Origin of the sequence: Streptomyces sp. NPDC048604, from assembly GCF_043199435.1 — a bacterium.
GTDB lineage: Bacteria > Actinomycetota > Actinomycetes > Streptomycetales > Streptomycetaceae > Streptomyces.
In genome coordinates, this window is sequence record NZ_JBICVX010000003.1 from 417,357 (window position 1) to 441,251 (window position 23,895).

The window sequence follows — 23,895 nt, forward strand, 5'->3', positions numbered from 1 at the left end:
TATACATGAACCCAGCAGATACCCCCCGAGGGTATCGACCGGAAGAGTTACAGAGCCGAGGAGGGGACCCATGTCCGAGTCCTGCTGCACCCCCGACCACAGCTGCTCCACCAACAACGCGACCGCGGCCACGACCGCGACCGCCGTCGCCGAGAGCACCGTCACCGTCTACCGCGTCTCCGGCATGAGCTGCGGCCACTGCCGGACCGCCATCACCGAGGCGGTCGGCGCGCTCGACGGCGTACGCGCCGTCGAGGTCGATGTCGCCGGCGGTCTGGTCACCGTCACCACCGGCGGCGCGCCCGACGACGCGAAGCTCGCCGAAGCGATCGACGACGCGGGCTACGAACTCACCGGCCGCGCCTGACCCGCACGCCCCCGACCCGCCTACGAGGAGCAGCACTCATGACCACCACGACATCCGGCGCCGCCGCCCAGGTAGAGCTCGCCATCGGCGGCATGACCTGCGCCTCGTGCGCGGCGCGCATCGAGAAGAAGCTGAACCGCATGGACGGGGTCGAGGCCACCGTCAACTACGCGACGGAGAAGGCGAAGGTCACCTTCGACGCCGAGGTCTCCGTCGCCGACCTCATCGCCACCGTCGAGGCCACCGGCTACACCGCCCAGGAGCCCGAGCCGCCGAGGAGCGAGACCCCCGGTACCGCGGACGGGCCGTCCGACGAGGAGAAGGCGGACGAGGAACTGCGGCCGCTCAAGCAGCGTCTGGTCACCGCGGTCGCGCTCGCCGTGCCGGTCATCGCCATGGCCATGGTCCCGGCGCTCCAGTTCACGTACTGGCAGTGGCTCAGCCTCACCCTCGCCGCGCCTGTCGTCGTCTACGCCGCCTGGCCGTTCCACAAGGCCGCCTGGACCAACGCGAAGCACGGCGCGGCCACCATGGACACGCTGATCTCGGTCGGCACGCTCGCCGCCTTCGCCTGGTCGCTGTGGGCGCTGTTCCTCGGCACCGCCGGCACGCCGGGCATGACGCACCCCTTCGAGTTCACCATCGCCCGCACGGACGGCGCCGGGAACATCTACCTGGAGGCCGCGGCCGGCGTCACCGCGTTCATCCTGGCCGGCCGGTACTTCGAGGCCCGCTCCAAGCGCAAGGCCGGCGCGGCGCTCAAGGCGCTGATGCAGCTGGGCGCGAAGGAGGTGACCGTCCTCAGGAACGGCCGGGAGCTCACCGTCCCGACGGCCGAACTCCAGGTCGGGGACCGCTTCCTGGTCCGTCCCGGCGAGAAGATCGCCACCGACGGCACCGTCGTCGAGGGCTCCTCCGCCGTCGACGCCTCCATGCTCACCGGCGAGTCCGTACCCGTCGAGGTCTCCGTCGGCGACTCCGTCACCGGCGCCACCCTGAACGCCGGCGGCCGCCTCGTCGTCGAGGCCGCCCGCGTCGGCGCGGACACCCAGCTCGCCCGGATGGCCAAGCTCGTCGAGGACGCACAGAACGGCAAGGCCGCCGCACAGCGCCTCGCCGATCGGATCTCCGCCGTGTTCGTGCCGATCGTCATCGCGCTCGCCCTCGGCACCCTCGGCTTCTGGCTCGGCACCGGACAGGGCCTGACCGCCGCGTTCACCGCCGCCGTCGCCGTCCTGATCATCGCCTGCCCGTGCGCCCTGGGCCTGGCCACGCCGACCGCGCTCATGGTCGGCACCGGCCGCGGCGCGCAGCTCGGCATCCTGATCAAGGGGCCCGAGGTCCTGGAGACCACCCGCAAGGTCGACACCATCGTCCTGGACAAGACCGGCACCGTCACCACCGGCCGGATGACCCTGCTGAAGGTGCACACCGCCGAGGGCACCGACGAGAACGACGTACTGCGCCTGGCCGGCGCCCTGGAGCACTCCTCCGAGCACCCGATCGCCCAGGCCGTCGCCGGCGGGGCGGCCGCCCGCGTCGGCGTCCTGCCCGTCCCCGAGGACTTCGCCAACGTTCCCGGGCTCGGCGTCCAGGGCATCGTCGACGGCCACGCCGTGCTCGTCGGGCGCGAGAAGCTGCTCGCCGAGTGGGCCATGGAGCTGCCCGCCTCGCTGAAGTCCGCGAAGGACGAGGCCGAGCGGGCCGGCCGGACCGCCATCGCGGTCGCCTGGGACGGCGAGGCCCGCGCGGTCCTGGAGGTCGCCGACGCGGTCAAGGAGACCAGCCCGGAGGCGATCCGCCGCCTGAAGGCCCTCGGCCTGACGCCGATCCTGCTCACCGGCGACAACAAGGCGGTCGCCGAGGCCGTCGCGGCCGAGGTCGGCATCGGCGAGGTCATCGCCGAGGTCATGCCGCAGGACAAGGTCGACGTGGTCAAGCAGCTGCAGGCGGAAGGCCGTTCGGTCGCCATGGTCGGCGACGGCGTCAACGACGCCGCCGCGCTCGCCCAGGCCGACCTGGGCCTGGCGATGGGCACCGGCACCGACGCCGCCATCGAGGCCGGCGACCTGACCCTCGTCCGTGGCGACCTGCGGGCGGCGGCCGACGCGATCCGGCTCTCCCGCAAGACGCTCGGCACCATCCGGTCCAACCTGTTCTGGGCCTTCGCCTACAACGTGGCCGCCCTGCCGCTCGCCGCGGCCGGACTGCTCAACCCGATGATCGCGGGGGCCGCGATGGCCTTCTCCTCGGTCTTCGTGGTCGGCAACAGCCTGCGCCTGCGCGGCTTCCAGCCCGCGGCGTGAACACGGCCCCGTAACGGCGCTAATGCGCCCGCCAAGTGGCGGGGGCATTAGCGCCGTTGCGGGCGTATGCCGGACCCGGGTCGGATTGTCGACCGGGGGTGTACAGCCGTGGTCTGATGACCGGCGGCGTACGCCCGCATAGGCTCGAAGACATGTCCGCCACACCACATCCACGCCCCCTGGCCAAGCTGCTGTCGCCCGGTGAATGGGCGGCCGTGGTCTGGTTCGTGGGCCTGGTCCTCACGGTCCTCACGCGGCTGCAGCTGCCCGGCGAATGGGAGCCGGAACACGTGCCCGGCTCCCAGCTGTTCCGCTGGGACGGCCCGGTGATACTCGGCTTCGCGACGGCGCTGACGGCGGTCGGCTGCGTTCTGCTGCCGCGCCGGCCGCTGCGGGCGCTCGGGCTGATGCTGCTCGGTTCGCTGTGCGCCACGTCCCAGCTGAGCGTCGGCGAGATACCGATGGCGCAGTTCGCCGCCGTCGACGTCGCCCTGTACGCGATCGCCTCCGCGCACCCCCGCCGCACCGCCCGCTACGCGCTGGCCCTGGCAATCGGCTTCCTCGTCGTCCATCAGAGCTACCGGTTGCTGCGAGGCTGGCCGGCCGGGATATCCACGGAGCTCGCGGTGGCGCTGGTCGCCGTCGTCGCCTGGCTGCTCGGCCGGTCGGCGCGCCAGTCGCAGGAGCACGCGGCACGGGTCGGCGCGCAGGCCGAGCGGCAGGCGGTCACCGCCGAACGGCTGCGCATCGCACGGGAGATGCACGACCTCGTCGCGCACACCATCGGCATCGTCGCCCTGCAGGCGGGCGCGGCGGCCCGGATCGTCGACTCCCGGCCGGAGCGGGCCCGCGAGGCGATGCTGGCCGTGGAGGCGGCGGGCCGCGAAACCCTGTCGGGGCTCCGGCTGATGGTGGGCGCGCTGCGGGAGGGCGAACCCTCGTCGGGGGACGTCGCGTTGGCGCCCGCCGCCACGCTCGCCGATCTCGACGGGCTGGCCGCGGCGACGACCGCGGCGGGGGTGCGGGTGGATCTGCGGTGGGACGGGGAGCGGCGGCCGCTGCCGCCGGAGCTGGAGCTGTCCGCGTTCCGCCTCGTGCAGGAGTCGGTCACCAACGTCGTCCGGCACTCCGGTGCCCCGTCCTGCGAGGTGCGGCTCGCCTTCGCGGCGGAGCATCTGACGGTCACCGTCACCGACGAGGGCGCCGGCGGGACGCCCGCCGCTGCCGGCTCCGGGCTCGGGATAGCCGGGATGCGGGAGCGGGTCGCGCTGCTGCACGGGGAGTTCGCCGCCGGCCCCCGCCCCGAGGGCGGTTTCCGGGTCTCCGCCCGGCTGCCCGTCCCTGCGTACGAGGAGGCCGTGTGAGCGCGCCGGAGACCGCCGGGCCCGTACGGGTGCTGCTGGTGGACGACCAGCCCCTGATCCGTACGGCGCTGCGCCTGGTCATCGAGGAACTGCCGGACGTGGAGGTTGTCGGCGAGGCCGGCACGGGCGACGAGGCGGTCCGGCTGGCCGCCGCGGAGCGCCCGGACGTGGTCGTGATGGACGTCCGGATGCCCGGCATGGACGGCATCGAGGCGACCCGCCGGATCACCGCGTCCGGCGGCGACGCCCGGGTGCTGGTCCTGACGACCTTCGACGAGGACGAGTACGTCTACGGGGCGCTGCGCGCCGGAGCCTCGGGCTTCCTCGTGAAGGACGCCGGGATGGACGACATCCTCGCCGCGGTCCGGGTGGTCGCGGCCGGGGACGCGCTGATCGCGCCGGGCGTGACCCGCCGGCTGATCAAGGAGTTCGCGGGCCGCCCGGCGGACCCCGCGCCGGCCCGGCCGCTGACCGTGGTCACCGAGCGGGAGCGCGAGGTGCTGACGCTGGTCGGCAGCGGGCTGACCAACTCCGAGATCGCGGAGCGTCTCGTGATCAGCGTCGCCACGGCGAAGACGTACGTGACCCGGCTGCTGGCGAAGCTCGACGCCCGCGACCGGGTCCACCTGGTGATCATCGCGTACGAGGCGGGCCTGGTCGGCCTCGCCCGGGACACGGCCGGGAGGCTCAGGGACTGATGACGTTGGCAGGCTCGTAGTACTTCGCCTCCATCGGCGGGGTGCCGGTGTCCGCGAAGATGGGCCGCGCCTGTTCGGCGAAGGCGCGGAAGTCCTCCTTGGTCTCCCAGACGTCGACGATGATCCAGCCGCCGTTGTTGGGCGCGCCGACATGGGAGATGAAGCCCTTGGGCGGGAACCACGGCGCGCTGGTGATCCGGGAGTTGTTCGCCTCGTACTGCTCCTTGGTCCCGCCGGGGATGTCGACGACGACGAGTACGGCCATGGTGGCGGCCCTCTCTGTGTGGGGGTGGAAGTCCCCTCCAGTCGAGCAGCAGCCACCCCGCACCGCACCGCAGCGGCCGCCGAAAGGGCCGCGCGAAGCCGGGCGAGGCGGCCACGCGGAGCCGGACGAGGTGGCCGCGCGGAGCCGGGCTGAGCCGGAAGGAGGGCTGGACGCGTGTGCGGCAGAATGCCGCGCATGGCAGCCGACGCAGCACGCGCGCAGGACGACACGGAGCTTCTCCACCGCTGGAGCGCGGCGCTGCTCGCCGCGCGCGCCGGCGGCGCGGGCCCGGACCCCGCGCCGTACGGGACCGAGCTGCTCGGCCGCTGGGCCGAGCCGCAGCGCCGGTACCACACCACCGCGCACCTGTGGGCGGTGCTGCGGCGCGTCGACGAGCTCGCCCCGCACGCCCCGGGCCCGGCCGACCTCGCTCTGGTGCGGCTTGCCGCCTGGTTCCACGACGCGGTGTACCGCCCGGACCGCTCCGAGAACGAGGAGCGCAGCGCGGCGCTCGCCGAGCGCGCCCTCCCGGAGGCCGGCCTCTCCGCCGCCGCCACCGCCGAGGTCGCCCGCCTCGTCCGCCTCACCGTCACCCACGATCCGGCCGCGGACGACGTCAACGGCGCCCTGCTCTGCGACGCGGACCTGGCGATCCTGGCGGCCGACGCCGATGCCTACGGGGGGTATGCGTCGGCGGTCCGCGAGGAGTACGGCTTCGTCCCGGACGACCTGTTCCGGGCCGGCCGCGCGGACGTCCTGCGTCAGCTGCTCGCCCTGCCGCGCCTGTTCCGCACGCCGTACGGAGCGGAGCACTGGGAGGCCCCGGCCCGCCGCAATCTGGAGCGCGAGCTGGCGGGGCTCACCGCCGAGGCCTGACCGGCCGCCTGACCGTCCCAGTCCGTGAGACGGTCCGTGCGGCGGGAATGTCAGGAACAAACCCCTGGTTGACCGATGTCATGCCCTCTTCGTCGTCCCGGTCGCCCCGGTCATCCCGGTCGCCCCAGTCGTCCCGCATGCCCCTGGCCGTCTACATCCTCGGCCTGTCCGTGTTCGCGCTCGGTACGAGCGAGTTCATGCTGTCCGGGCTGCTGCGGCAGATCGCCGACGACATGGACGTCTCGATCCCCCAGGCCGGGCTGCTGATCTCAGCGTTCGCGATCGGCATGGTGATCGGCGCGCCGGTGCTTGCCGCCGCCACGCTACGGCTGCCGCGCAAGACCACGCTCGTCGCGCTGATCTCCGTGTTCGGCCTCGGGCAGGTCGCCGGCGCGCTCGCGCCGACGTACGAGGTGCTCTTCGCCTCCCGGGTGATCAGCGCGCTCGCCTGCGCCGGCTTCTGGGCGGTCGGCGCGGGCGTCGCCATCGCCATGGTGCCGGTCGGCTCGCGGGCCCGGGCCATGGCCGTCATGATCGGCGGACTGTCGATCGCCAACGTGGTCGGCGTCCCGGCCGGCGCGTTCCTCGGCGAGCACCTGGGCTGGCGCTCGGCGTTCTGGGCGGTCGCCGTGGCCTCCGCGATCGCGCTGGCCGGCGTACTGACGAAGATCCCGCGCATCCCCCTGCCCGAGACCAGGCCCCGGCTCCGCGACGAGCTGACGATCTACCGCGACCGCCAGGTCCTGCTGACGGTCGCGATCATCGCCCTCGCCGCCGGCGGCGTCTTCTGCGCCTTCTCGTACCTCGCCCCGCTGCTCACCGACGTGGCCGGGCTCGGCGCCGGCTGGGTCTCCGGCGTCCTCGGGCTGTTCGGCGTCGGCGCGCTGATCGGCACGTACATCGGCGGCCGGGTCGCCGACGCGCACCCGTTCGGCGTCCTGCTCAGCGGCATCACCGCCTCCACCGTGATCCTGGTCGCGCTGGCCCTGCTGGCCTCCAGCCCGGTCGCCGCGATCGTGCTGAGCCTGCTGCTCGGGATCTCCTGCTTCTACACCGCCCCGGCGCTCAACGCCCGGATCTTCAACGTCGCGGGCGCCGCCCCGACCCTCGCCGGGGCCACCGCCACCGCGTCGTTCAACATCGGCAACACCGGCGGCCCGTGGCTGGGCGGCAGCGTCATCGACGCCGGCCACGGCTTCGCCTCGCCCGCGTGGGCGGGCGCGGCGATGACCGCGCTCGCGCTCGCGGCCGTCGCCGTCGCGCTGCGACTGCAGCGCCCGGCCGGCTCGCGGGTGGTCATGGGGGCGACGACGGACGCCGCGGCGGAGCAGCACGAGCCAGCGAAGCAACGCCCGTAAGCGCCTGTATAGGGCCGTAAGGCCTCGGCCGGCGCCGTCAGACCGCCGGATTCGCTACCGGCCGGCGCTTCGGACGGCGCAGCCCCGCCTCGGTGATCCGGCGGACCAGCTCCTTCGAGCCGATCTCGATCGCGCCCGCCGCCACCGCGTCCGCGTAGCGCTCGGACGGAAGGTCGTAGTGGTCGCCGTCGAAGGCCCGCGCGGGCGCGCCGATCGACGCCGCGAAGGCGTGCAGCTCCTCGAACGACACGTCGCTGACCAGGTGCGACCACATGCGTCCGTGGCCCGGCCACTGAGGCGGGTCGATGTAGAGAGTCATGGGCTCAGAGGATCACAGGTCACGTCAGACCGCCGACCGGAGCGACCACCACGCCCTGCTTCCCGCACACCCAGTGCGGGTCCGGGCCGAGTTCCGGCTCCACGTCCAGGGCGTGCGGATCGCCGGAGGCGCAGACCGGGCACAGGGGCCAGCGGCCGTACCGCTCCAGGAGCGCGTCCTGTACGTCCTGGGCGACGAGCCCGGCCACGTACGCCGCGCCCTCCGGCCACTGCTCCACCCACCAGCGGCGGTGCGTCACCGCGTCCTCCACCACCGAGACGACCTCCGCCTGGGCGACCTGCCGCGCCACGAGATCGGCCAGCACCAGCGCTCGGGCGGCGTGCAGCGCCTGCTCGACAGGGTCGATGTCGTCCATGAAGCCATTGTCCACCCCTGCCCGAGTCCACCCCTGCCCGAGTCCACCCCCTGCCCACCCCTCCCGAGCCCACCCCTCCCCGAACCAGGGGTTGACGGCCCCACGGACCGAAAATATCTTTCAAATGTGACCAATGACGTGAAGGAAATTTTCACCGGCGCGGACGCCGGCCCCGCGCCCGCCGCCCTCGCCGCCAAGGTCCGCACCCTCGCCCCGTCGATGACCCGCTCCATGCAGCGCGTCGCCGAGGCCGTCGCCGGCGACCCGGCCGGCTGCGCCGCCCTCACCGTCACCGGCCTCGCCGAGCTGACCGGCACCAGCGAGGCCACCGTCGTCCGCACCGCCCGGCTCCTCGGCTACCCCGGCTACCGCGACCTGCGGCTCGCCCTCGCCGGACTCGCCGCCCAGCAGCAGTCCGGCCGCGCGCCCTCCGTCACCGCCGACATCGCCGTCGACGACCCGATCGCCGACGTCGTCGCCAAGCTGGCCTACGACGAGCAGCAGACCCTCGCCGACACCGCCGCCAACCTGGACACCGTGCAGCTCGGCGCGGCCGTCGCCGCCCTCTCCGCCGCCCGCCGCATCGACGTGTACGGGATCGGCGCGTCCGGGCTCGTCGCCCAGGACCTCGTGCAGAAACTGCTGCGCATCGGGCTGCTCGCGCACGCGCCCGGCGACCCGCACCTCGCGGTCACCAACGCCGTCCAGCTCCGCTCCGGCGACGTCGCCGTCGCCATCACGCACTCCGGCTCCACCGGCGACGTCATCGAACCGCTGCGGGTCGCCTTCGACCACGGCGCGACCACGGTCGCGATCACCGGCAGACCCGACGGCCCGGTCTCCCAGTACGCGGACCACATACTCACCACCTCCACCGCCCGCGAGAGCGAACTGCGCCCCGCCGCGATGTCGTCGCGCACCAGCCAGCTCCTCGTCGTGGACTGCCTGTTCACCGGCGTGTGCCAGCGGACGTACGAGACGGCCGCGCCCGCGCTCGCGGCCTCGTACGAGGCCCTGGCCCACCGCCACGCCCCGCGCGGCCGCTGACGGCCGCCGAGCTGAGCAAGCCACCCCCCTGACGTACGCCGAAAGAGCCCCCCGCCACATGACCACCCAGGACTACTCCGCACTCCAGGCCCAGCTCGCCGCCCTCACCACCGAGGCGTTCCGCCCCGAGCTCGCCGACATCGACCGGCTGCCCACGCTCGACATCGCCCGGATCATGAACGGCGAGGACACCACCGTGCCCGGCGCGGTCGCGGCCCGGCTCCCCGAGATCGCCGCCGCGATCGACGCCACCGCCGCGCGGATGGCCCGCGGCGGCCGGCTGATCTACGCCGGCGCGGGCACCGCGGGCCGGCTCGGCGTGCTCGACGCCAGCGAGTGCCCGCCCACCTTCAACACCGACCCGTCCCGCGTCGTCGGCCTGATCGCGGGAGGCCCGTCCGCGATGGTGGAGGCGGTCGAGGGCGCGGAGGACTCCGCGGAACTGGCCGCGGCCGACCTTGAGCAGCTCGGCCTCGCGCCCGACGACACGGTCGTCGGCGTCTCCGCCTCCGGCCGTACCCCGTACGCCGTCGGCGCGGTCGCCCACGCGCGGGTCGCCGGGGCGCTCACCCTCGGCCTGTCCTGCAACGCGGACAGCCCCCTCGCGGCCGCCGCCGAGCACGGCATCGAGATCGTCACCGGCCCCGAACTGCTCACCGGATCCACCCGGTTGAAGGCGGGCACGGCGCAGAAGCTGGTGCTCAACATGATCTCGACGATCACGATGATCCGACTGGGCAAGACGTACGGGAACCTGATGGTCGACGTCCGCGCCTCCAACGACAAGCTGCACGCCCGCTCCCGCCGGATCGTCTCGCTGGCGACGGGCGCGCCCGACGCCGAGATCGAGAACGCGCTCACGGCCGCGGACGGCGAGGTGAAGACGGCGATCCTGATGATCCTCGCGGACGTGGACGCGAAGAGCGCGGAGCGCCGACTCGCCGAGAGCCACGGTCACCTGCGGGCGGCGCTGACCGCGGGACAGTAGGGCCCCGAGCACCCCTCCCCCCGCACGGCAAGGCCCGCACATGAGCACAGCAGACGCCGCCCTGGCCGCGGCGATCCTCCCGTTGGTCGGCGGCGCGCAGAACGTGGAGTCGGTCGCGCACTGCATGACGCGACTACGCCTCGGCCTGCTGGACCCCACCCTCGCCCGCGACGAGGAACTGCGGGCGCTGCCGGGCGTCCTGGGGCTTGTGGCGGACGACGACACCTACCAGATCGTGCTGGGCCCGGGCCCGGTGGGGAAGGTGACGAGAGCGTTCGAAGCGCTGGTGGCGCAGGGGCGTTCGGCGGAGGATCTGGCGGAACGAGGCGCGGCGATCAGAGCCTCGCGCAAGGCGGCGAACGCCACCCCGCTCAAGCAGCTCCTCCGCCGCATCGCGAACATCTTCGTCCCCCTGATCCCGGCCCTGATCGGCTGCGGCATCATCGCGGGCCTGAACGGCCTGCTGATCAACCTGAAGTGGCTCCCGTCCGTGACCCCGGCCCTGGCGGCGATCGCCTCGGGATTCATGGCGCTGATCGCGGTCTTCGTGGGCCTCAACACGGCGAAGGAGTTCGGCGGAACGCCGGTCCTGGGCGGCGCGGTGGCCGCGATCGTGGTGTTCCCCGGGGTCGCGAAGATCGACGCGTTCGGGCAGCCGCTGTCGCCCGGACAGGGCGGGGTCCTGGGCGCGCTGGCCGCGGCGGCGCTGGCGGTGCAGGTGGAGAAGTGGTGCCGCAGGTGGGTCCCGGAGTCGCTGGACGTCCTGCTGACCCCCACCCTGACCGTCCTCCTGACCGGCCTGGTGACGGTCTACGGCCTGATGTACGTGGCGGGCGAGGTCTCGACGGCGATCGGCGACGCGGCGAACTGGCTCCTGGCGCACGCGGGCGCGTTCGCGGGCTTCGTCCTCGGCGGCCTGTTCCTGCCCCTGGTGATGCTGGGCCTGCACCAGGCCCTGATCCCGATCCACACCACCCTGATCGAGCAGCAGGGCTACACGGTCCTGCTGCCCATCCTCGCCATGGCAGGCGCGGGCCAGGTCGGCGCGGCGCTCGCGGTGTACGTACGGCTCCGCCGCAACGACTCGATCCGCCGCACGGTGAAGTCGGCCCTGCCCCCGGGCCTCCTGGGCGTGGGCGAACCCCTCATCTACGGCGTCTCCCTCCCCCTGGGCCGCCCGTTCGTCACGGCCTGCGTGGGCGGCGCGTTCGGCGGCGGCTTCATCGGCCTGTTCAACATGCTCGGCACCAAGGTCGGTGCCACCGCCATCGGCCCGTCGGGCTGGGCCCTGTTCCCCCTGCTGCAAGGCGACAAGGGCCTCGCCGAAACCGCCGCGATCTACGCCGGCGGCCTCCTGGTCGGCTACACGACGGGCTTCGCGGCGACGTACCTCTTCGGCTTCGACGCGCAGCTGCTGGCGGAATGGAACGTCCCGACCGAAACCGCCGCGCCGGAACGCCCCGTCGAAGACGACCTCGCCCCCGACGCCAATCCGAGGCACCCGACGCCGGCGTCACCTGAAGGAGCGAAGCTCCCGTCTTCGCCGTAATATGTCGTTGGCGACATATTACGGTCCGCCGCATGGAAGACCTTCACGCCATCGAGATGGAGCCGGAGGTACACGCATGGCTGGACAGCCTCCCCGGCAGGCAGTACCGCAAGGTGGAGGAGTACGCCGCGCTCCTGGCCTCGCTCGGAACGCTGACGCCCATGCCTTTTGCACGTCCCCTGCGCGACGGCGTCCACGAGTTACGACCGACACTGGACGGAAACGACACTCGGATCACGTACTGGTTCGCCCCCGATCGCCGCATCGTCCTGCTGACGGTCTTCCGCAAGACCCGCATGCACGAGGCCGCCCAAGTCGAGCGCGCGGTGCGCGCTCGACTGCTGTGTGCGAGCACGCACGAACCGGCGCACGTGGAGTACCGCCGAATCGAGGAAGGCAGACGCCCATGAGTCACGCCCGTTGGAAGTCGTCCCGCGACCGCGCGGTGGCCGAAAGCCTCGCCGAGACGCCCGAGATCGCCGCCGAGCGCGCGGAGATCCGGCTCGCCATGGCGTTCGCGAAGGCCGTCTACGACCGACGGACCGAGCTGGGCCTGTCCCAGGTCGAGGTCGCCGCCCGTGCCGGTCTGACGCAGGCGAAGATCTCCCGCATCGAAGGGGCCGACGCCGTCCCCACCCTGTCGCTGCTCCGCCGCCTGGCAGGCGCCCTCGACGCGTCTCTCACCATCGCCCTCGCCGACGATTCGGAGGAAGTCGCCTTCGTGTCGCGGTCCGCGGCCTGAGAATGGTCCGGGCGGGGCGGGGCGGCCGCCTCGCGGTCGAGGGGGAGGTTTCCATGGGAAGCGAAGGCGTACCGCAGGTCGATCCGGAGCTGGCGGCCGGGCTGGGGGAAGGCGGGCGGGTGCGGATCACGCCCGAGAACCTCGCCGAGGTGCAGCGGCGTGACGTCCAGGTCCGGCCGCGGCCGTCGGTCGAGGAGCTGCGGGCCGACGGGCGGTTCGAGGTCGAAGAGTTACGCGCGGGCGACGTCACCCTCGTCGCCGGTCGCCCCGCCGGCACGGCCGGCCCGCTGCCCGTCCTCTACTACATGCACGGCGGCGGCATGGTCATGGGCAACGCCCGGTCCGTCATGCCCCGTCTGCTCGACGAGTGGGCGCAGCCGCTGGGCCTCGCGGTGGTCTCCGTCGAGTACCGCCTCGCGCCGCAGGCGCAGTACCCCGAGTCCCAGGAGGACTGCTACGCCGGCCTCCTCGCGACGGCGGACCGCGCGGACGCCCTCGGCATCGACCCCGACCGCATCGTCCTCGGCGGCAAGAGCGCCGGCGGCGGGCTCGCCGCCTCGCTCGCCCTGCTGACCCGGGACCGCGGCGGCCCCGCGCCGATCGGCCAGCTCCTGCTGTGCCCGATGCTCGACGACCGCGCCGAGAGGCACTCCGCCCACCAGATGGACGGCATCGACACCGTGGACCGTACGACGCTGCGGACCATCTGGCGCGCCACACTCGGGGACGACCTGTACGGCACCGCCGACATCCCGCCGTACGCGGCCCCCGGCCGAGCCACGGACCTCTCCGCGCTCCCGCCCGCGTACCTCGACGTCGGCGCGGCGGAACTCCTCCGCGACGACACCGTCGCCTACGCCGACGCCCTCTGGCGGGCCGGCGGCGACGCCGAACTCCACGTCTGGCCGGGCGCGTTCCACGGCTTCGACACCATCGTCCCGAAGGCCGCGGTCAGCCTCGACGCCCTGGAGGCCCGCACCCGCTGGCTCCGGCGGATCCTCGCCCGCTGATACCCCGTGAAGCCCGGCACGGCCCGCTGCGGGGACGTCACCGCGTGGCGGGCCGTCGCCACGGTGCTCGGCACCGGGGCCGGCTACCAGAAGAACCGCGGCGAACGCCCGCGCACCCCGCGCGAGACCAGGGAATGGCGGCGGCCCGCCGGAAATGGCGGTAGTGGGTGCGGCCAACAGGCTCAGGGGAGCCGCCCCTCGCGGTTGACCGCCCGCACCCGCGCCCGCAGAACCTCGCCGGACGTACCCGGCTCCTCCGCCGGACCCACCGCCGCCCGCGCCCCGCTCAGCACCGCCACGAGCTGCCGCGCGGTGTCCATGTTGCACCGCCCCAGTTCGATCAGCGGATACGGCGACGAGGGGCCGCTGCCGCCGATGGTCATCGGATCCACGCCCATCGAGGGCAGGATCACGTCCAGCGCGTCCAGCTCGGCCTTCAACTGGTCGACGACCTGCTGAGCGGCCCGCAGCCGCTCCAACGAACTTGCCACTTTACCGACTCCTCCACGTTCTGTATCGGTTTCACCTACGGAGAGTGTCTGCGCGGAGCACACTGGGAAACAGTCGTGACGCCCCAACAACCGCAGATGTACGACCCGGAGTTGATGACCATGGCGGCAGCCGGCGGCCCGAGGAAGCCCGACCCCTCGACCTCACCCAGAGCGATAATCGGCGCGGAACTCCGCCACGCCCGCGAACGCAAGGCCCTCAGCCAGGAGGCCCTGGGCCAACTGCTGTTCGTCAGCGGCTCGTACGTCGGCCAGATGGAGGCGGGCACGCGCCGCATCCCGCAGGACATCGCGTCCCAACTGGACGAGGTGTTGGGAACGGGGGGCTTCTTCGCACGGAACTGCAGGGCGGCGAACAAGTCGAGATACCCGGACCACTTCGCGGAGGCCGCGGAGGCGGAAGCCGTTGCGGAGGCGATCAAGGAGTTCGCGCCGCTGCTGATCCCGGGGCTGATGCAGACGGAGGGGTACGCGAGGGAAGTCTTCCGTGCGTATCAGCCGACGGCTCCGGAGGAGAAGATCGACGAACTCGTCTCCGCGAGGCTGGATCGTGGCAGGCTGCTGACCGACCCAACAAAGCCGCTGTTGTGGACGGTCTTGGGCGAGGCGGTGCTGCGCCAGGAAGTCGGCGGCCGCGCCGTGATGGCGGAGGCGCTACGGCACGTGGCGGCGCTGGCGCGGCAGCACCGGGTGATCGTGCAGGTGCTGCCGTTCGGGGCGGGAGCGTACGGCTCGATGGGCGGCGCGCTGAAGCTGATGGCCTTCGAGGACGCCCCACCGCTCGCGTACTTCCAGGGGCCTGGCACAGGCCAGTTGGAAGATGACCCGGCCACAGTCAGGCAGCACACGCTCACCTACGATCTCCTCGGGGCCTCATCGCTGTCCCCCCGTGAATCCCTGGCCCTGATCGAATCCGTGGCGGAGGATTACACCTATGAAGATCGACATCTCTGAGTACGACCTGAGCGCGGCGGTGTGGTTCAAGTCCAGTTTCAGCGACGGCAGCGGCGGCGACTGCGTCGAGGTCGCCACCTGGCGCAAGTCCAGCTTCAGCGGCGGCAGCGGCGGCGACTGCCTCGAAGTCTCCGGCGACCACCCCGGCGTCGTCCCCGTCCGGGACTCCAAGAACCCCGACGGCCCGAAGCTCGTGTTCCGGGCTGAGGCCTGGGCGGCGTTCATCGGCGGCGTGCAGGCGGCGCGTTGAGCGAAGAGCCCGTCTTCGTACGGAGCAAGTGGGGGACCAGCCGGTACGTCTACAACCACCGCAATCCGGCTGGTCTCGCACTCATCGTCCTCTCGTCGCTCCTCGCGTTCGGCATGCTTTTCGGCATGCACGCCCAGTCGACGTGGAGCGAGGGCGAACTCCGAGACGCCGTCCACAAGGGCGTCCAGGACCTGGAAGACGGACAGCAGTACACCAGCCTGGAAAGCGATCACGGCTTCCTGATCGCGGACGCGATCCGGGAGAGCGGTATCGGGCCGGGCCACGGCGTCGACACGGACCAGGAGGAGGGCGGCGGCTACACCGTCAGCACCGAGGACACGGAGACCGAGTACTGCGTCCGCGTCACTCTGACCCTGGACAAGCAGCCCCCCGTCGTCTTTCCGGGAGCCGAGGACCTGCCCCCGCCCGCCCCGGGCATGCTCGCCTTCTACCGCTCCCACGCCACCTACACCGAGGGCTCCTGCTGACTACCGCCGGTGCAGCTCGATCGTGTCGGCCGCCGACCGCGCGTAACCCGCCAGGTTGCGGGGGCAGCGCCAGCCGGACCCCGCGTCGAGGTCGTCCCAGGTGTAGTCGTCGGACCCGGTCAGCAGCGCCAACACCACGACGAAGGACTCCAGGTGCGTGTCCAGGTCGTCGTCGCACGGATGGCCCGCGTGCTCGCACGCGGCCGGCGCTTCGGCGGCCGCGGCGGACAGCGCGGCGACGACCCGCCGTGCCACGTCGGGGTCCGCATCGGTTGCCGCATGGGCGTACGTCCACACCAGGCCCAGCGTGTAGAACGCCGTCACGTGCGGATCGCCTGGCCGGGCAGCCCGCGCCGCGTCAAGCCGTTCCACACACTCCAGCAGGGTCTCGTCGTGCTCCCCGAGGAAGTACCCCTGGTAGATCGACTCCCAGTCGTCGATCAGGTCGTCCGCATCAGCAATCACGATCACTGAAACGCCCTGCACGAAGGTCCGGTTCCCTACGAGCGGCCGCCCCCGGCTGGTCACCCGTAGGGCGGTGGGGTAGTCGGGGTAGGGGTGTCTGGTGGGTTTCTGGTGTGGCCGCCCTCTTTCCGAGTGTGGCTCCTGGAGTCGCCGCGTCAAGGGCGCTCCTTCGTCGCGTCGCTTCGCGATTCCGCTGGCGCTCCACCCTTGACCCGGCGCCTCCAGGAGCCTTTTCACACTCGGAGGGCGGCCGGGGGCAGGGTCCACGCGGGGAGGCCGCATGTGTGCTGGTCGCCGTGGGCGGCCGGCGGTGGGTACGCGCCAGTTGAGTGGGGTGCCCCATGCCGTCTCGGCGGCCGACCCCCGCCGCGTGTCCGGGGTGCATGCCCGGCTGGTCATTGTCCGGTGGGGGGAGGGGTCTGCGAAGGCGGGCGTCCCTCGCGAAGCACCCATCCCAGGCTTCACTCCCTGGAAGCCGGGCACGGGGTCCGGGAAGCGGAGCCTGACGTTTCGGCGCCCCCAACGCCCAGGATCGGTACGGAAGTGCCCGGACGAGACGCATGTGACTCACGGGCCTTCACCTCCCCGTCCGCAGCACCGAAACGACCGGTCCCGCTCGTCGCGCACGAGTCAGGAGCGAGGCTCGGCACCCCCGCCGTCACATGCACAGCACCCGCCCCAGTCGTCACAGACGGGAGGGCCAAGGGAACATCGCAATCGTCGTTTCAGTGCTCCCAACGCCTCGGATCGGCACGGGAGTGACTGAGCGATACCGGTGTGACTTGGGAAGCTTCGCCCCTCGCTCCAGTGGCACGAAACGACGAAGTCCGGTCCCCCACCCCCTCCCCCCACCGGGCAATGACCAGCCGGGCATGAACCCCCGCCCCGCGACGGCCTGGCGGCCGCCGAGACGGCATGGGGCACCCCACTCAACAGCCGCGCATCCCAACCCCCACCAACCCGCCGGCCGCCGACGGACCGGACGACGCGATGGCACCCCCGCGCGGACCCCCACCCCCGGCCGCCCTCCGAGTGTGAAACAGCCCCCTCCGGCGGGCCGTCAAGGGTGGAGCGACAGCGGAATCGCGAAGCGACGCGACAAAGGAGCGCCCTTGACGGCCCGACGGAGGGGGCCACACTCGACAAGAGGGCGGCCACACCAGAAACCCACCAGGACCTTCGCCCCGAGTACCTGTCGGCCCGAAGCTCAAGTCCTCAGCCTCGGGCACTGTTTCTGAGGAATGGATACGGGCCTGGACTTAACCCGCCCGCCCACCCTAGGAGTTGACGCTGAGCGAGCGACTTGCCACGGAGTGTCATATGCGTTTACGGTGAGCGAACCCAGACATAGAGCGGCCCCCGCCAGTGCGCCAACACTGGACGAGGGCCTCACCAACCAGATCGAAAGCGACTTCGATCCATGGCTAACGCCGAGTCTAGTAGCGCCCCGCACCCCCTCGCCAACCCCGGCTACGGAAAGCGCACCGCTCCGTACGAACATCCGGCCCGGCGCGACGACTGGGCGCACCTGCACCCCCGCGAGGCGGCCATCGCCGCCTACATCGAGCGGCTGCCCGACGGCAGCGACATCTCCGTCAAGACGCTGGCCAAGCAGCTGCCCTACGGGCAGTGCGCCCTGCGCACCGCGCTCAACCGCATCCAGCGGGCCGGACATCTGCGGCGCGGACGGGAGTGCCTGGGCGGGCGCTGGATCACCCGAACGTGGTGGTCCCGTACGGCTCGTGACGACGCGTGGTGGGCGGCGTTCGAACGGGGCGACGCACCCCGGGAGAAACCGCCGCCGACGCGCTCGCGCGCGTACATCCTGCTCGCCGCGCTGGGCCGGGAGAACTCCGCGCTGTCGCTGTCGCACGCGGACTGCCGGGCACTCGCGCCGCTGCTTGAGGAGTGGTTCGCGCGGGAGGCCACCGACGGGGACGTGCTGCGGGCGCTCACGGACGGGCTGCCGACGCCCGTGCACCATCCGGCCGGGCTGGTCCGCAACCGCCTGACCACGAAACTCCCACCGCCGCCGATGCGCCGCGAGCCACCGCCGCTACGGCTGCTGGAGTGCGCCAAGTGCGGGGTTCCGGGGTACGTCGACGCCCTGGTCGGCGGCGAATGCGGGGTCTGCCGCGGCGGCCCCGCACCCCCGCAGACCCGGCGGGCCGCCATCCTGCCCGCCGCCCGCGTCCGCGCGTACGCCGACGCGATCCGCGAAGCCGGCGAAAGGAATCGCACATGACCGTTCAGCTCATCCGCAGCGATGGCGGGGCACGATGGAGGCGAGGAGGCGACGCCATGACCCCCAGCCCCGCCGATGACCGCGAAGACATCTCCTTCGAGGACTTCGTGGAGTTCTCCCGAAAGGCCGACGAGCTCGCCACGTTCGAGCTCATCAACGGCCGCCTGATCGTCAAGTACGGCCCCAGGGACGTCGAGAACTTCGAGGAACTCGCCGAGCTCGCCCCGAAGGGCGTGAAGCTGGAATTCATCAACGGGAAGCTGAAGGTCAAGCCGTTGCCGGACCAACTCCACAAGGCCATGGTCATGTGGCTGCTGCGCGTGTGCATGCAGCAGCGGCCGGAGCTCGCGTTCTACCCCGAGCAGGAGCTGCGGGTGGAGACCTACCGCAAGGGCAGGGCCATCGCGGACGGGGCACTCGCGCCGGTGGACCACTTCGTCGCGTCGCCTAGGCCCGAGCTGTGGGGCGATCCCAAGGGGGTCCTCATGGTCGTCGAGGTGACGTCCCGCGACCGCGACACCCACCGCCGCGACCGCATCGAGAAGCGCGACGGGTACGCCGCGTCCGAGATCCCCGTCCACCTGCTCATCGACCGCGACGCCGACTCCCTCGTCGTCTTCAGCGAGCCCCGCAACGGCTTCTACCAGGAGCGCGCCGCCTACCCCTTCGGGGCGACCGTCCCGCTTCCCGGGCCCGTCGACATCACCCTCGAGACCGAGAAGCTCAAGGAGTACGCCCGCTGACCTGCTCCATCAGGACGGCCGCCAGTTCGCGGGGGCGGGAGAACATCGGCCAGTGGCCCGTCTCCATCTCGACCAGACGCCAGCTGTCGCTCTTCAGGAGGGCCGCCACGTCCGGGGTCGGCTCCTCCCCGTCGAGGAGGCATTTGACGTACGTGGCCGGCAGGTCCGCCAACGAGCCGGTCACGACCGCCGGTTCGGTCAGGCTCGCGCCGGGGTGCGGGGTGGCGCCCGCGAGGAAGTGGGCGATCCGGTCGTCGGTGAGGTCCTGGCCCGCGCACTCGGGGGCCGTGATCGGGGCCCAGTCCCCGCCGTGCGCGGCCAGCTCCGCCTCGAAGGCCGGCTGCCCCTGCCACCACGCCGAGGCGAAGGACTCGCCGTGCGCGGGGACGCCCGCGTCGACGAAGACGACCCGCCGCAGCCGGTTCCCGATGCGCTGCGCGGCCTGGCCGACCGGGATGCCGGAGTAGCTGTGGCCGACGAGGACGACGTCGTCCGAGCCCAGGCGGTCGACCTCGGCCACGATGTCGTCCACATGCGTGCGCTGCCCCGCCGGCAGGTCCCGCTTCTCCGCCAGGCCGGTCAGCGTCAGCGGGTGCGCCTCGTGCCCGGCCGCCCGCAGCTCCGCCGCGACCTCGTCCCATGCCCACGCGCCGAGCCATGCCCCTGGTACCAGTACGAAAGCAGTCATGGCGGCACCGTACCGAGCGGGTACGACAGCGGCCTGGCAGCTGCTCGAAAAAGTTTCGCCGCTTGCGATGAGTTCTCGGTCCGGGCCGGGTCTCAGATCATGTAGGCCCGACAAGCAGCGAACTCAGCGACGTCACCCAGGAGCTTCAGATGCGTACTCTCATCAGCACCGCCTTCGTCTCCCTCGACGGCGTCGTGGAGGCCCCCGGCGGCGAGCCCGGCTACCGGAACTCCGGGTGGACGTTCAAGCACACCGAGTTCCTTCCCGAGGCCTTCGAGATCAAGGGCCGGGAGCAGAAGGAGGCCGCGGCGATGCTCCTGGGGCGGACCAGCTACCAGGCGTTCAGCCCCGTGTGGCCGGACATGGAGGAGTTCGCCGACTACAAGGTGATGCCGAAGTACGTCGTCTCCACCACGCTCGCCGAGAGCGACCTGGTGTCGAACTGGGGCGAGACCACGATCCTGCGCTCCGTGGCGGACGTCGCCGCGCTGAAGGAGACCGAGGGCGGCCCGATCATCATGCACGGCAGCGCCACCCTCAACCACGCGCTCTCCGACGCCGGTCTGATCGACCGCTACCACCTGCTGGTCTTCCCGGTCCTGCTCGGCGCGGGCAAGCGGCTGTTCAGCGCCACGGACAAGGACGCCCAGCAGCTGAAGCTGGTCGAGGCCGAGGCGTACGGCAACGGGGTGCAGAAGAACGTCTTCGACGTCGTCCGGTAGGACCGCAGGACCGTGAGGCCGTAGGGCCGTAGGGCCCGCGTCAGTTCGCGCAGTACACGTCCTGCTCCGGGCGCTCGCCCGTGAGCAGGAAGCGGGTGACCGCCGCGTCGCCGCAGGCGTTTCCGTTGCCCAGGTACATGCCGTGGCCGCCGCGTTCGACGGTGACGAGGCGGGCGCGGTCGCCGAGGGCCGCGCGCATCTTCAGGCCGCTGGAGTGCGGCGCGTTGGGGTCGCGGCGGCTCTGGATCATCAGGATGTTGGACGGGCCGTCGGACGTCAGACGGGTGGGCTTCTCGGCCGGGGCCTTCCAGAACGAGCAGGGCGTGATGTTGACCGGGAAGCCGGCCGTGAGCGGGTGGGCGGTGCGGTCGGCGGCGACGGCCGTGCGGTGGTCCCCGACGGTGCCGGTCCAGCGGACGTCGTTGCAGATGACGCCGACCATGATCGCCGCGTCCTCGTCGCTCAGCGGCTGCGCGAGCGGCGGCGGCAGGACGGGCCGGCGGGTGGGGTCCGTGGCGGCGGCCGGGTCCTGGACCGCCTTGATCAGACGGGCCAGGGACGGGAACGCGCCGTCGCTGCCGAGGGCGAGCTGCATGGCCTGCCGCAGGACGTTGCCGTCGACCGCGACGCCGGCCGTCGTGCTCGGCACGGGCTCCCGGTCCAGGCGGGCCGCGAGGGCCAGGAACAGCGGGCGCACGTCCTCGGACCGGGCGGCGAGCCGGAGCCCGTCGTCGTCGCGCTCGGGGTGCGCGGCCCAGGCCGCGAAGTCGGGGAAGCGGACCTCGGCGCCCTTCGCCATGTCCCGCAGCCAGCCCTGCGCGACCCGCTTCGGGTCGGGGTCGGCGCTGCTGTCGAGGACGATGCGGTCGGTGCGGCGCGGGAACTTCTGGGCGTACTGGGCGGCGACGTACGCGCCGTACGAGGTGCTCCAGGCGGAGAGCCGCTGCTCGCCGAGGGCGCGGCGCAGCCGGTCCATGTCGCGGACCTGGTTGGCTGTGGTGAAGCTGTCGAGGACCGCGCCGCCGTTGCGGCGGCAGGCCTCGGCGGTGCGGCGGGAGCGCTCGGCGTTCGCGTCGATGCCCCCGTCGGCGGCGGGCCAGGACCGCAGGGTGACCATCCACCGGTCGGCCTCGTCGAGCCGGCAGTTGGCGCGGGAGCTGCCGCCGACGCCGCGCGGGTCGAAGGCGACGAGGTCGTACGCCCCGCCCGTCTCCTTGGCGAGCCGTGCGCCCTTCTGCGTGAGCCGCTCGACTCCGGAGCCGCCGGGTCCGCCGGGGATCACCATGAGCGTGCCGCGGCGGGCCTCCGGCCGGGTGCTGCGGATCCGGGTCACGGCGAGGGCGAGCTGCTCGCCGTCCGGGTCGCGGTAGTCCAGCGGCACGGTGAGCTTCGCGCACTCCTGGCCCTGGCCTGCGGGCCCGCAGGCCGTCCAGTCGAGCGCGGGGGCGGCCGGGGCGGCCGGGGCGGCGGCGGAGGCGGGGGCCAGGGGCAGCAGGGCCGTGGCGACGGTGGCGGCGGAGAGGGCGACAAGGAGGGCGTTGCGTCGGTGAGTCGTCATGGGAAAAGAGTGGTTGACGGGGCGTCACAGACCCATCCGGGCAGCAGCCGGACCGCGTCGGGGGATAACCCCCCGCGAGAGGGCCGGGCACCCCCAACTGCCTTTGTGGCAAAGCCGATAGCCTGTGCCGCATGACCGGGGGAACGGACGACGACTTCACTTTGACGGGCAGCGGCGCGACGCCGCTGCAGCCGGACGATCCGCGGCGGATCGGCTCTTTCCGGCTGCTCGGGCTGCTCGGCGCGGGCGGTATGGGCCGGGTGTACCTCGGCGCGACGCAGGGCGAGCCGGGGCGGCCCGGCTCGTACGCGGCGGTCAAGCAGGTGCTGCCGGCGCTGGCCGAGGACACCGACTTCCTGCGGCACTTCGGGCACGAGCTGGACAACCTGGCGCGGCTGCCCGGGGACGCCGGGGCCCGGCTCCTGGCGAGCGACCGCACCGCGCGGCCGCCGTGGTTCGCGACCGGGTACATCCCCGGCATCACCCTGAACGAGGCGGTACGGCTCCACGACGGCCCGCTGCCCGGCCCCTCGTTGTGGCGGCTGCTGCGCGACGCGGCGGCGGGCCTGAAGCTGGTGCACGCGGCGGACATGGTGCACCGCGACCTCAAGCCGTCCAACGTCATGCTGACGGCGGACGGCGTGACGCTCATCGACTTCGGCGTGGCCCGGGCCGCGGACCAGAGCCGGCTCACCAAGACCGGCATGGTCGTCGGCACGCCCGCGTACATGGCCCCCGAGCAGGCGGTCGCCAGCCGTGAACTCTCGGGTGCCGCCGATGTGTTCGCGCTCGGCAGCCTGCTGCTGTACGCGGCGAACAACTGTCCGCCGTTCGGCGACGGCTCCGGCCTCGAACTGCTCTACCGCATCGTCCACGAGGAGCCGGACCTCGGCGCGCTGCCGGAGACCGATCCGCAGCTGGCCGCGATCGTCACGTCCTGTCTGTCGAAGGACCCGGAGGACCGCCCGACGGCCGAGCGGCTGGTCGAGCTGGCGGACGGGCATCTGGCGGGGGTGAAGGCCGGGGCGACGCTGGAGCTGGGCGGCGGCTCCCGGTCGCCCTGGCCGGCCGCCGTCGCGGCGCGGATCGCGGAGCGGGCGGCGTTCGCGGCCGTGCCGCCGGTGCTGCCGGAGGAGGTGGAGGAACCGGAGCCGGTGCCGGTGCCGCCGGTGGCGGAGGGCACCACGAAGCCCCCCGCGCCGGCCCCCGCTCCCGCCCGCAAGCGGTCGCGGCTCCTCGTCTTCGCCGTGCCGATCGTCATCGGCACGGGCACGACGCTGACCGTCGCCCTGCTGCCGTACGTCACCGACGTGAGCGCGGGCGCGAAGCCCTCGTCCTCGCCGACGGCCTCGATCACCGCCACCGCGACGCCCGGCACGCGCGGGCCCTCGGGCTCGCCGGCCCCGTCGACCGCGGGCAGCGCCTCCCCGGGCGCGGTCAGCAGCCCGCCCGTCGCGGGCGGCCCCGCACCGGACGCGGGCGCTTCCGGCGGCGCCGCCTCCGGGGGCGGCGCTCAGGGCGGCGCCGGTACGCCGTCCGGCGACCGGCCGCCGGCGCAGAAGCCGCCCGCGCAGAAGCCTCCGGCGCAGCCGGCGCCCTCGGGCACGTATCTGCTGAGGAACGCCTCGGACGACCGTTGTCTGTCGGAGGAGGAGGGCTACGGAGGCAGCACGGCGGTCTGGTCGAAGGTGTGCGGGACTCCGGCCACGAACGGCGCCACCTGGACGTACAAGTGGACGTACAAGCCGGTCTCCTCGACCACGTTCCGGGTGGTCAGCAAGGCCACCGGCAACTGCCTGGAGTCCATGGGCTACGCGGGCATGAAATCCAGGCCCTGCAACGGCTCCGATGCACAGCTGTGGCGGGTCTACGCCACGACGTCCGGCGGCCGGCTCCTTGAGAACGTCGCCGAGAAGCAATGCCTGTACATGAGCGGCGGGTACGCCGTCGGCTCCAAGCCCTGCGACCCGAACGACGCCACCCAGAAGTGGCGGAACTCTTAGTCGCC

At 72.6% G+C, this 23,895-nt stretch carries 26 protein-coding genes; 19 read left to right on the top strand and 7 right to left on the bottom strand.

Annotated elements, in window-relative coordinates; genetic code table 11:
• Positions 1-70 precede the first annotated feature (70 nt).
• The 4 genes from ACGFMM_RS08510 to ACGFMM_RS08525 all read left to right on the top strand — a co-directional run bounded on the left by ACGFMM_RS08510 (position 71) and on the right by ACGFMM_RS08525 (position 4,735).
• Positions 71-367 (top strand): heavy-metal-associated domain-containing protein, encoded by a 297-nt coding sequence (locus ACGFMM_RS08510; protein WP_393644400.1) that lies wholly within the window; start codon positions 71-73, stop codon positions 365-367.
• A gap of 38 nt (positions 368-405) precedes the next feature.
• Positions 406-2,673: a heavy metal translocating P-type ATPase gene (locus ACGFMM_RS08515; protein ID WP_393644402.1), complete on the top strand. Its 2,268-nt coding sequence runs from the start codon at positions 406-408 to the stop codon at positions 2,671-2,673.
• Between the two features lie 152 nt (positions 2,674-2,825).
• Positions 2,826-4,037 (top strand): sensor histidine kinase, encoded by a 1,212-nt coding sequence (locus ACGFMM_RS08520; protein WP_393644404.1) that lies wholly within the window; start codon positions 2,826-2,828, stop codon positions 4,035-4,037.
• Positions 4,034-4,735 (top strand): response regulator, encoded by a 702-nt coding sequence (locus ACGFMM_RS08525; protein ID WP_393644406.1) that lies wholly within the window; start codon positions 4,034-4,036, stop codon positions 4,733-4,735. Before ACGFMM_RS08520 ends, ACGFMM_RS08525 begins: the two co-directional genes overlap by 4 nt.
• Here ACGFMM_RS08525 and ACGFMM_RS08530 read toward each other — a convergent pair.
• Positions 4,725-5,000 carry a hypothetical protein gene (locus tag ACGFMM_RS08530; protein ID WP_393644408.1) on the bottom strand — a complete coding sequence of 92 codons (276 nt, stop codon included), beginning with the start codon at positions 4,998-5,000 and terminating at the stop codon, positions 4,725-4,727. The two genes, ACGFMM_RS08525 and ACGFMM_RS08530, sit on opposite strands and share 11 nt — an antisense overlap.
• A 195-nt stretch (positions 5,001-5,195) precedes the next feature.
• On the opposite strand from ACGFMM_RS08530, the gene ACGFMM_RS08535 reads away from it, so the two are divergent.
• Together ACGFMM_RS08535 and ACGFMM_RS08540 are read left to right on the top strand one after the other, a co-directional pair.
• On the top strand, positions 5,196-5,876 hold the full coding sequence (locus ACGFMM_RS08535) for a hypothetical protein (RefSeq protein ID WP_393644410.1): 681 nt from the start codon (positions 5,196-5,198) through the stop codon (positions 5,874-5,876).
• Positions 5,877-6,013: 137 nt separating this feature from the next.
• Entirely contained in the window at positions 6,014-7,234 is a 1,221-nt protein-coding gene (locus ACGFMM_RS08540) for a Cmx/CmrA family chloramphenicol efflux MFS transporter (RefSeq protein ID WP_393644412.1), read from the top strand.
• A gap of 37 nt (positions 7,235-7,271) precedes the next feature.
• On the opposite strand, the gene ACGFMM_RS08545 is transcribed toward ACGFMM_RS08540, so the two are convergent.
• Positions 7,272-7,553, bottom strand: coding sequence for a DUF4031 domain-containing protein (locus ACGFMM_RS08545; protein WP_393644413.1), 282 nt, complete (start codon positions 7,551-7,553; stop codon positions 7,272-7,274).
• 19 nt (positions 7,554-7,572) lie between these two features.
• On the bottom strand, positions 7,573-7,929 hold the full coding sequence (locus ACGFMM_RS08550) for a hypothetical protein (RefSeq protein ID WP_393644415.1): 357 nt from the start codon (positions 7,927-7,929) through the stop codon (positions 7,573-7,575).
• A gap of 126 nt (positions 7,930-8,055) precedes the next feature.
• On the opposite strand from ACGFMM_RS08550, the gene ACGFMM_RS08555 reads away from it, so the two are divergent.
• The 6 genes from ACGFMM_RS08555 to ACGFMM_RS08580 are packed head-to-tail and all read left to right on the top strand — an operon-like array spanning position 8,056 to position 13,265.
• The gene (locus tag ACGFMM_RS08555) at positions 8,056-8,976 is read left to right on the top strand and encodes a MurR/RpiR family transcriptional regulator (protein ID WP_393644417.1); all 921 of its coding nucleotides are present in this window, start codon (positions 8,056-8,058) and stop codon (positions 8,974-8,976) included.
• 58 nt (positions 8,977-9,034) lie between these two features.
• Positions 9,035-9,964 carry an N-acetylmuramic acid 6-phosphate etherase gene (gene murQ, locus ACGFMM_RS08560; protein ID WP_393644418.1) on the top strand — a complete coding sequence of 310 codons (930 nt, stop codon included), beginning with the start codon at positions 9,035-9,037 and terminating at the stop codon, positions 9,962-9,964.
• A gap of 40 nt (positions 9,965-10,004) precedes the next feature.
• Complete coding sequence (locus ACGFMM_RS08565; RefSeq protein WP_393644420.1) at positions 10,005-11,513, top strand: PTS transporter subunit EIIC; 1,509 nt, start codon at positions 10,005-10,007, stop codon at positions 11,511-11,513.
• A gap of 32 nt (positions 11,514-11,545) precedes the next feature.
• On the top strand, positions 11,546-11,923 hold the full coding sequence (locus tag ACGFMM_RS08570; RefSeq protein WP_393644421.1) for a type II toxin-antitoxin system RelE/ParE family toxin: 378 nt from the start codon (positions 11,546-11,548) through the stop codon (positions 11,921-11,923).
• Complete coding sequence (locus tag ACGFMM_RS08575; protein ID WP_393644422.1) at positions 11,920-12,255, top strand: helix-turn-helix domain-containing protein; 336 nt, start codon at positions 11,920-11,922, stop codon at positions 12,253-12,255. The genes ACGFMM_RS08570 and ACGFMM_RS08575 overlap by 4 nt, the downstream gene beginning before the upstream one ends.
• A gap of 53 nt (positions 12,256-12,308) precedes the next feature.
• Positions 12,309-13,265: an alpha/beta hydrolase gene (locus ACGFMM_RS08580; protein ID WP_393644424.1), complete on the top strand. Its 957-nt coding sequence runs from the start codon at positions 12,309-12,311 to the stop codon at positions 13,263-13,265.
• A 182-nt stretch (positions 13,266-13,447) separates the two neighbouring features.
• Here ACGFMM_RS08580 and ACGFMM_RS08585 read toward each other — a convergent pair whose 3' ends face one another.
• The gene (locus tag ACGFMM_RS08585) at positions 13,448-13,756 is read right to left on the bottom strand and encodes a hypothetical protein (protein WP_393644426.1); all 309 of its coding nucleotides are present in this window, start codon (positions 13,754-13,756) and stop codon (positions 13,448-13,450) included.
• Positions 13,757-13,852: 96 nt separating this feature from the next.
• On the opposite strand from ACGFMM_RS08585, the gene ACGFMM_RS08590 reads away from it, so the two are divergent.
• The 3 genes from ACGFMM_RS08590 to ACGFMM_RS08600 are packed head-to-tail and all read left to right on the top strand — an operon-like array spanning position 13,853 to position 15,466.
• On the top strand, positions 13,853-14,728 hold the full coding sequence (locus ACGFMM_RS08590; RefSeq protein WP_393644428.1) for a Scr1 family TA system antitoxin-like transcriptional regulator: 876 nt from the start codon (positions 13,853-13,855) through the stop codon (positions 14,726-14,728).
• A complete protein-coding gene (locus ACGFMM_RS08595; RefSeq protein WP_393644430.1) occupies positions 14,709-14,978 on the top strand; it encodes a DUF397 domain-containing protein in 270 nt (89 codons plus the stop codon). Before ACGFMM_RS08590 ends, ACGFMM_RS08595 begins: the two co-directional genes overlap by 20 nt.
• Positions 14,975-15,466 carry a hypothetical protein gene (locus ACGFMM_RS08600; protein WP_393644431.1) on the top strand — a complete coding sequence of 164 codons (492 nt, stop codon included), beginning with the start codon at positions 14,975-14,977 and terminating at the stop codon, positions 15,464-15,466. Before ACGFMM_RS08595 ends, ACGFMM_RS08600 begins: the two co-directional genes overlap by 4 nt.
• On the opposite strand, the gene ACGFMM_RS08605 is transcribed toward ACGFMM_RS08600, so the two are convergent.
• Entirely contained in the window at positions 15,467-15,931 is a 465-nt protein-coding gene (locus ACGFMM_RS08605) for a hypothetical protein (RefSeq protein ID WP_393644433.1), read from the bottom strand.
• 1,420 nt (positions 15,932-17,351) lie between these two features.
• On the opposite strand from ACGFMM_RS08605, the gene ACGFMM_RS08610 reads away from it, so the two are divergent.
• Positions 17,352-18,176: a hypothetical protein gene (locus tag ACGFMM_RS08610; protein WP_393644435.1), complete on the top strand. Its 825-nt coding sequence runs from the start codon at positions 17,352-17,354 to the stop codon at positions 18,174-18,176.
• Positions 18,177-18,232: 56 nt separating this feature from the next.
• On the top strand, positions 18,233-18,919 hold the full coding sequence (locus tag ACGFMM_RS08615) for a Uma2 family endonuclease (RefSeq protein ID WP_393644437.1): 687 nt from the start codon (positions 18,233-18,235) through the stop codon (positions 18,917-18,919).
• On the opposite strand, the gene ACGFMM_RS08620 is transcribed toward ACGFMM_RS08615, so the two are convergent.
• Complete coding sequence (locus tag ACGFMM_RS08620; protein WP_393644439.1) at positions 18,900-19,607, bottom strand: alpha/beta fold hydrolase; 708 nt, start codon at positions 19,605-19,607, stop codon at positions 18,900-18,902. The genes ACGFMM_RS08615 and ACGFMM_RS08620 overlap by 20 nt on opposite strands.
• A gap of 149 nt (positions 19,608-19,756) precedes the next feature.
• Here ACGFMM_RS08620 and ACGFMM_RS08625 point away from each other — a divergent pair, with 149 nt between their 5' ends.
• Positions 19,757-20,329 carry a dihydrofolate reductase family protein gene (locus ACGFMM_RS08625; RefSeq protein ID WP_393644441.1) on the top strand — a complete coding sequence of 191 codons (573 nt, stop codon included), beginning with the start codon at positions 19,757-19,759 and terminating at the stop codon, positions 20,327-20,329.
• 40 nt (positions 20,330-20,369) lie between these two features.
• Here ACGFMM_RS08625 and ACGFMM_RS08630 read toward each other — a convergent pair whose 3' ends face one another.
• Positions 20,370-21,887, bottom strand: a complete 1,518-nt coding sequence (locus ACGFMM_RS08630; protein ID WP_393644443.1) for an alpha/beta hydrolase — start codon at positions 21,885-21,887, stop codon at positions 20,370-20,372.
• Positions 21,888-22,018: 131 nt separating this feature from the next.
• On the opposite strand from ACGFMM_RS08630, the gene ACGFMM_RS08635 reads away from it, so the two are divergent.
• Positions 22,019-23,890 (top strand): protein kinase, encoded by a 1,872-nt coding sequence (locus ACGFMM_RS08635; RefSeq protein WP_393644445.1) that lies wholly within the window; start codon positions 22,019-22,021, stop codon positions 23,888-23,890.
• Positions 23,891-23,895: the final 5 nt, after the last annotated feature.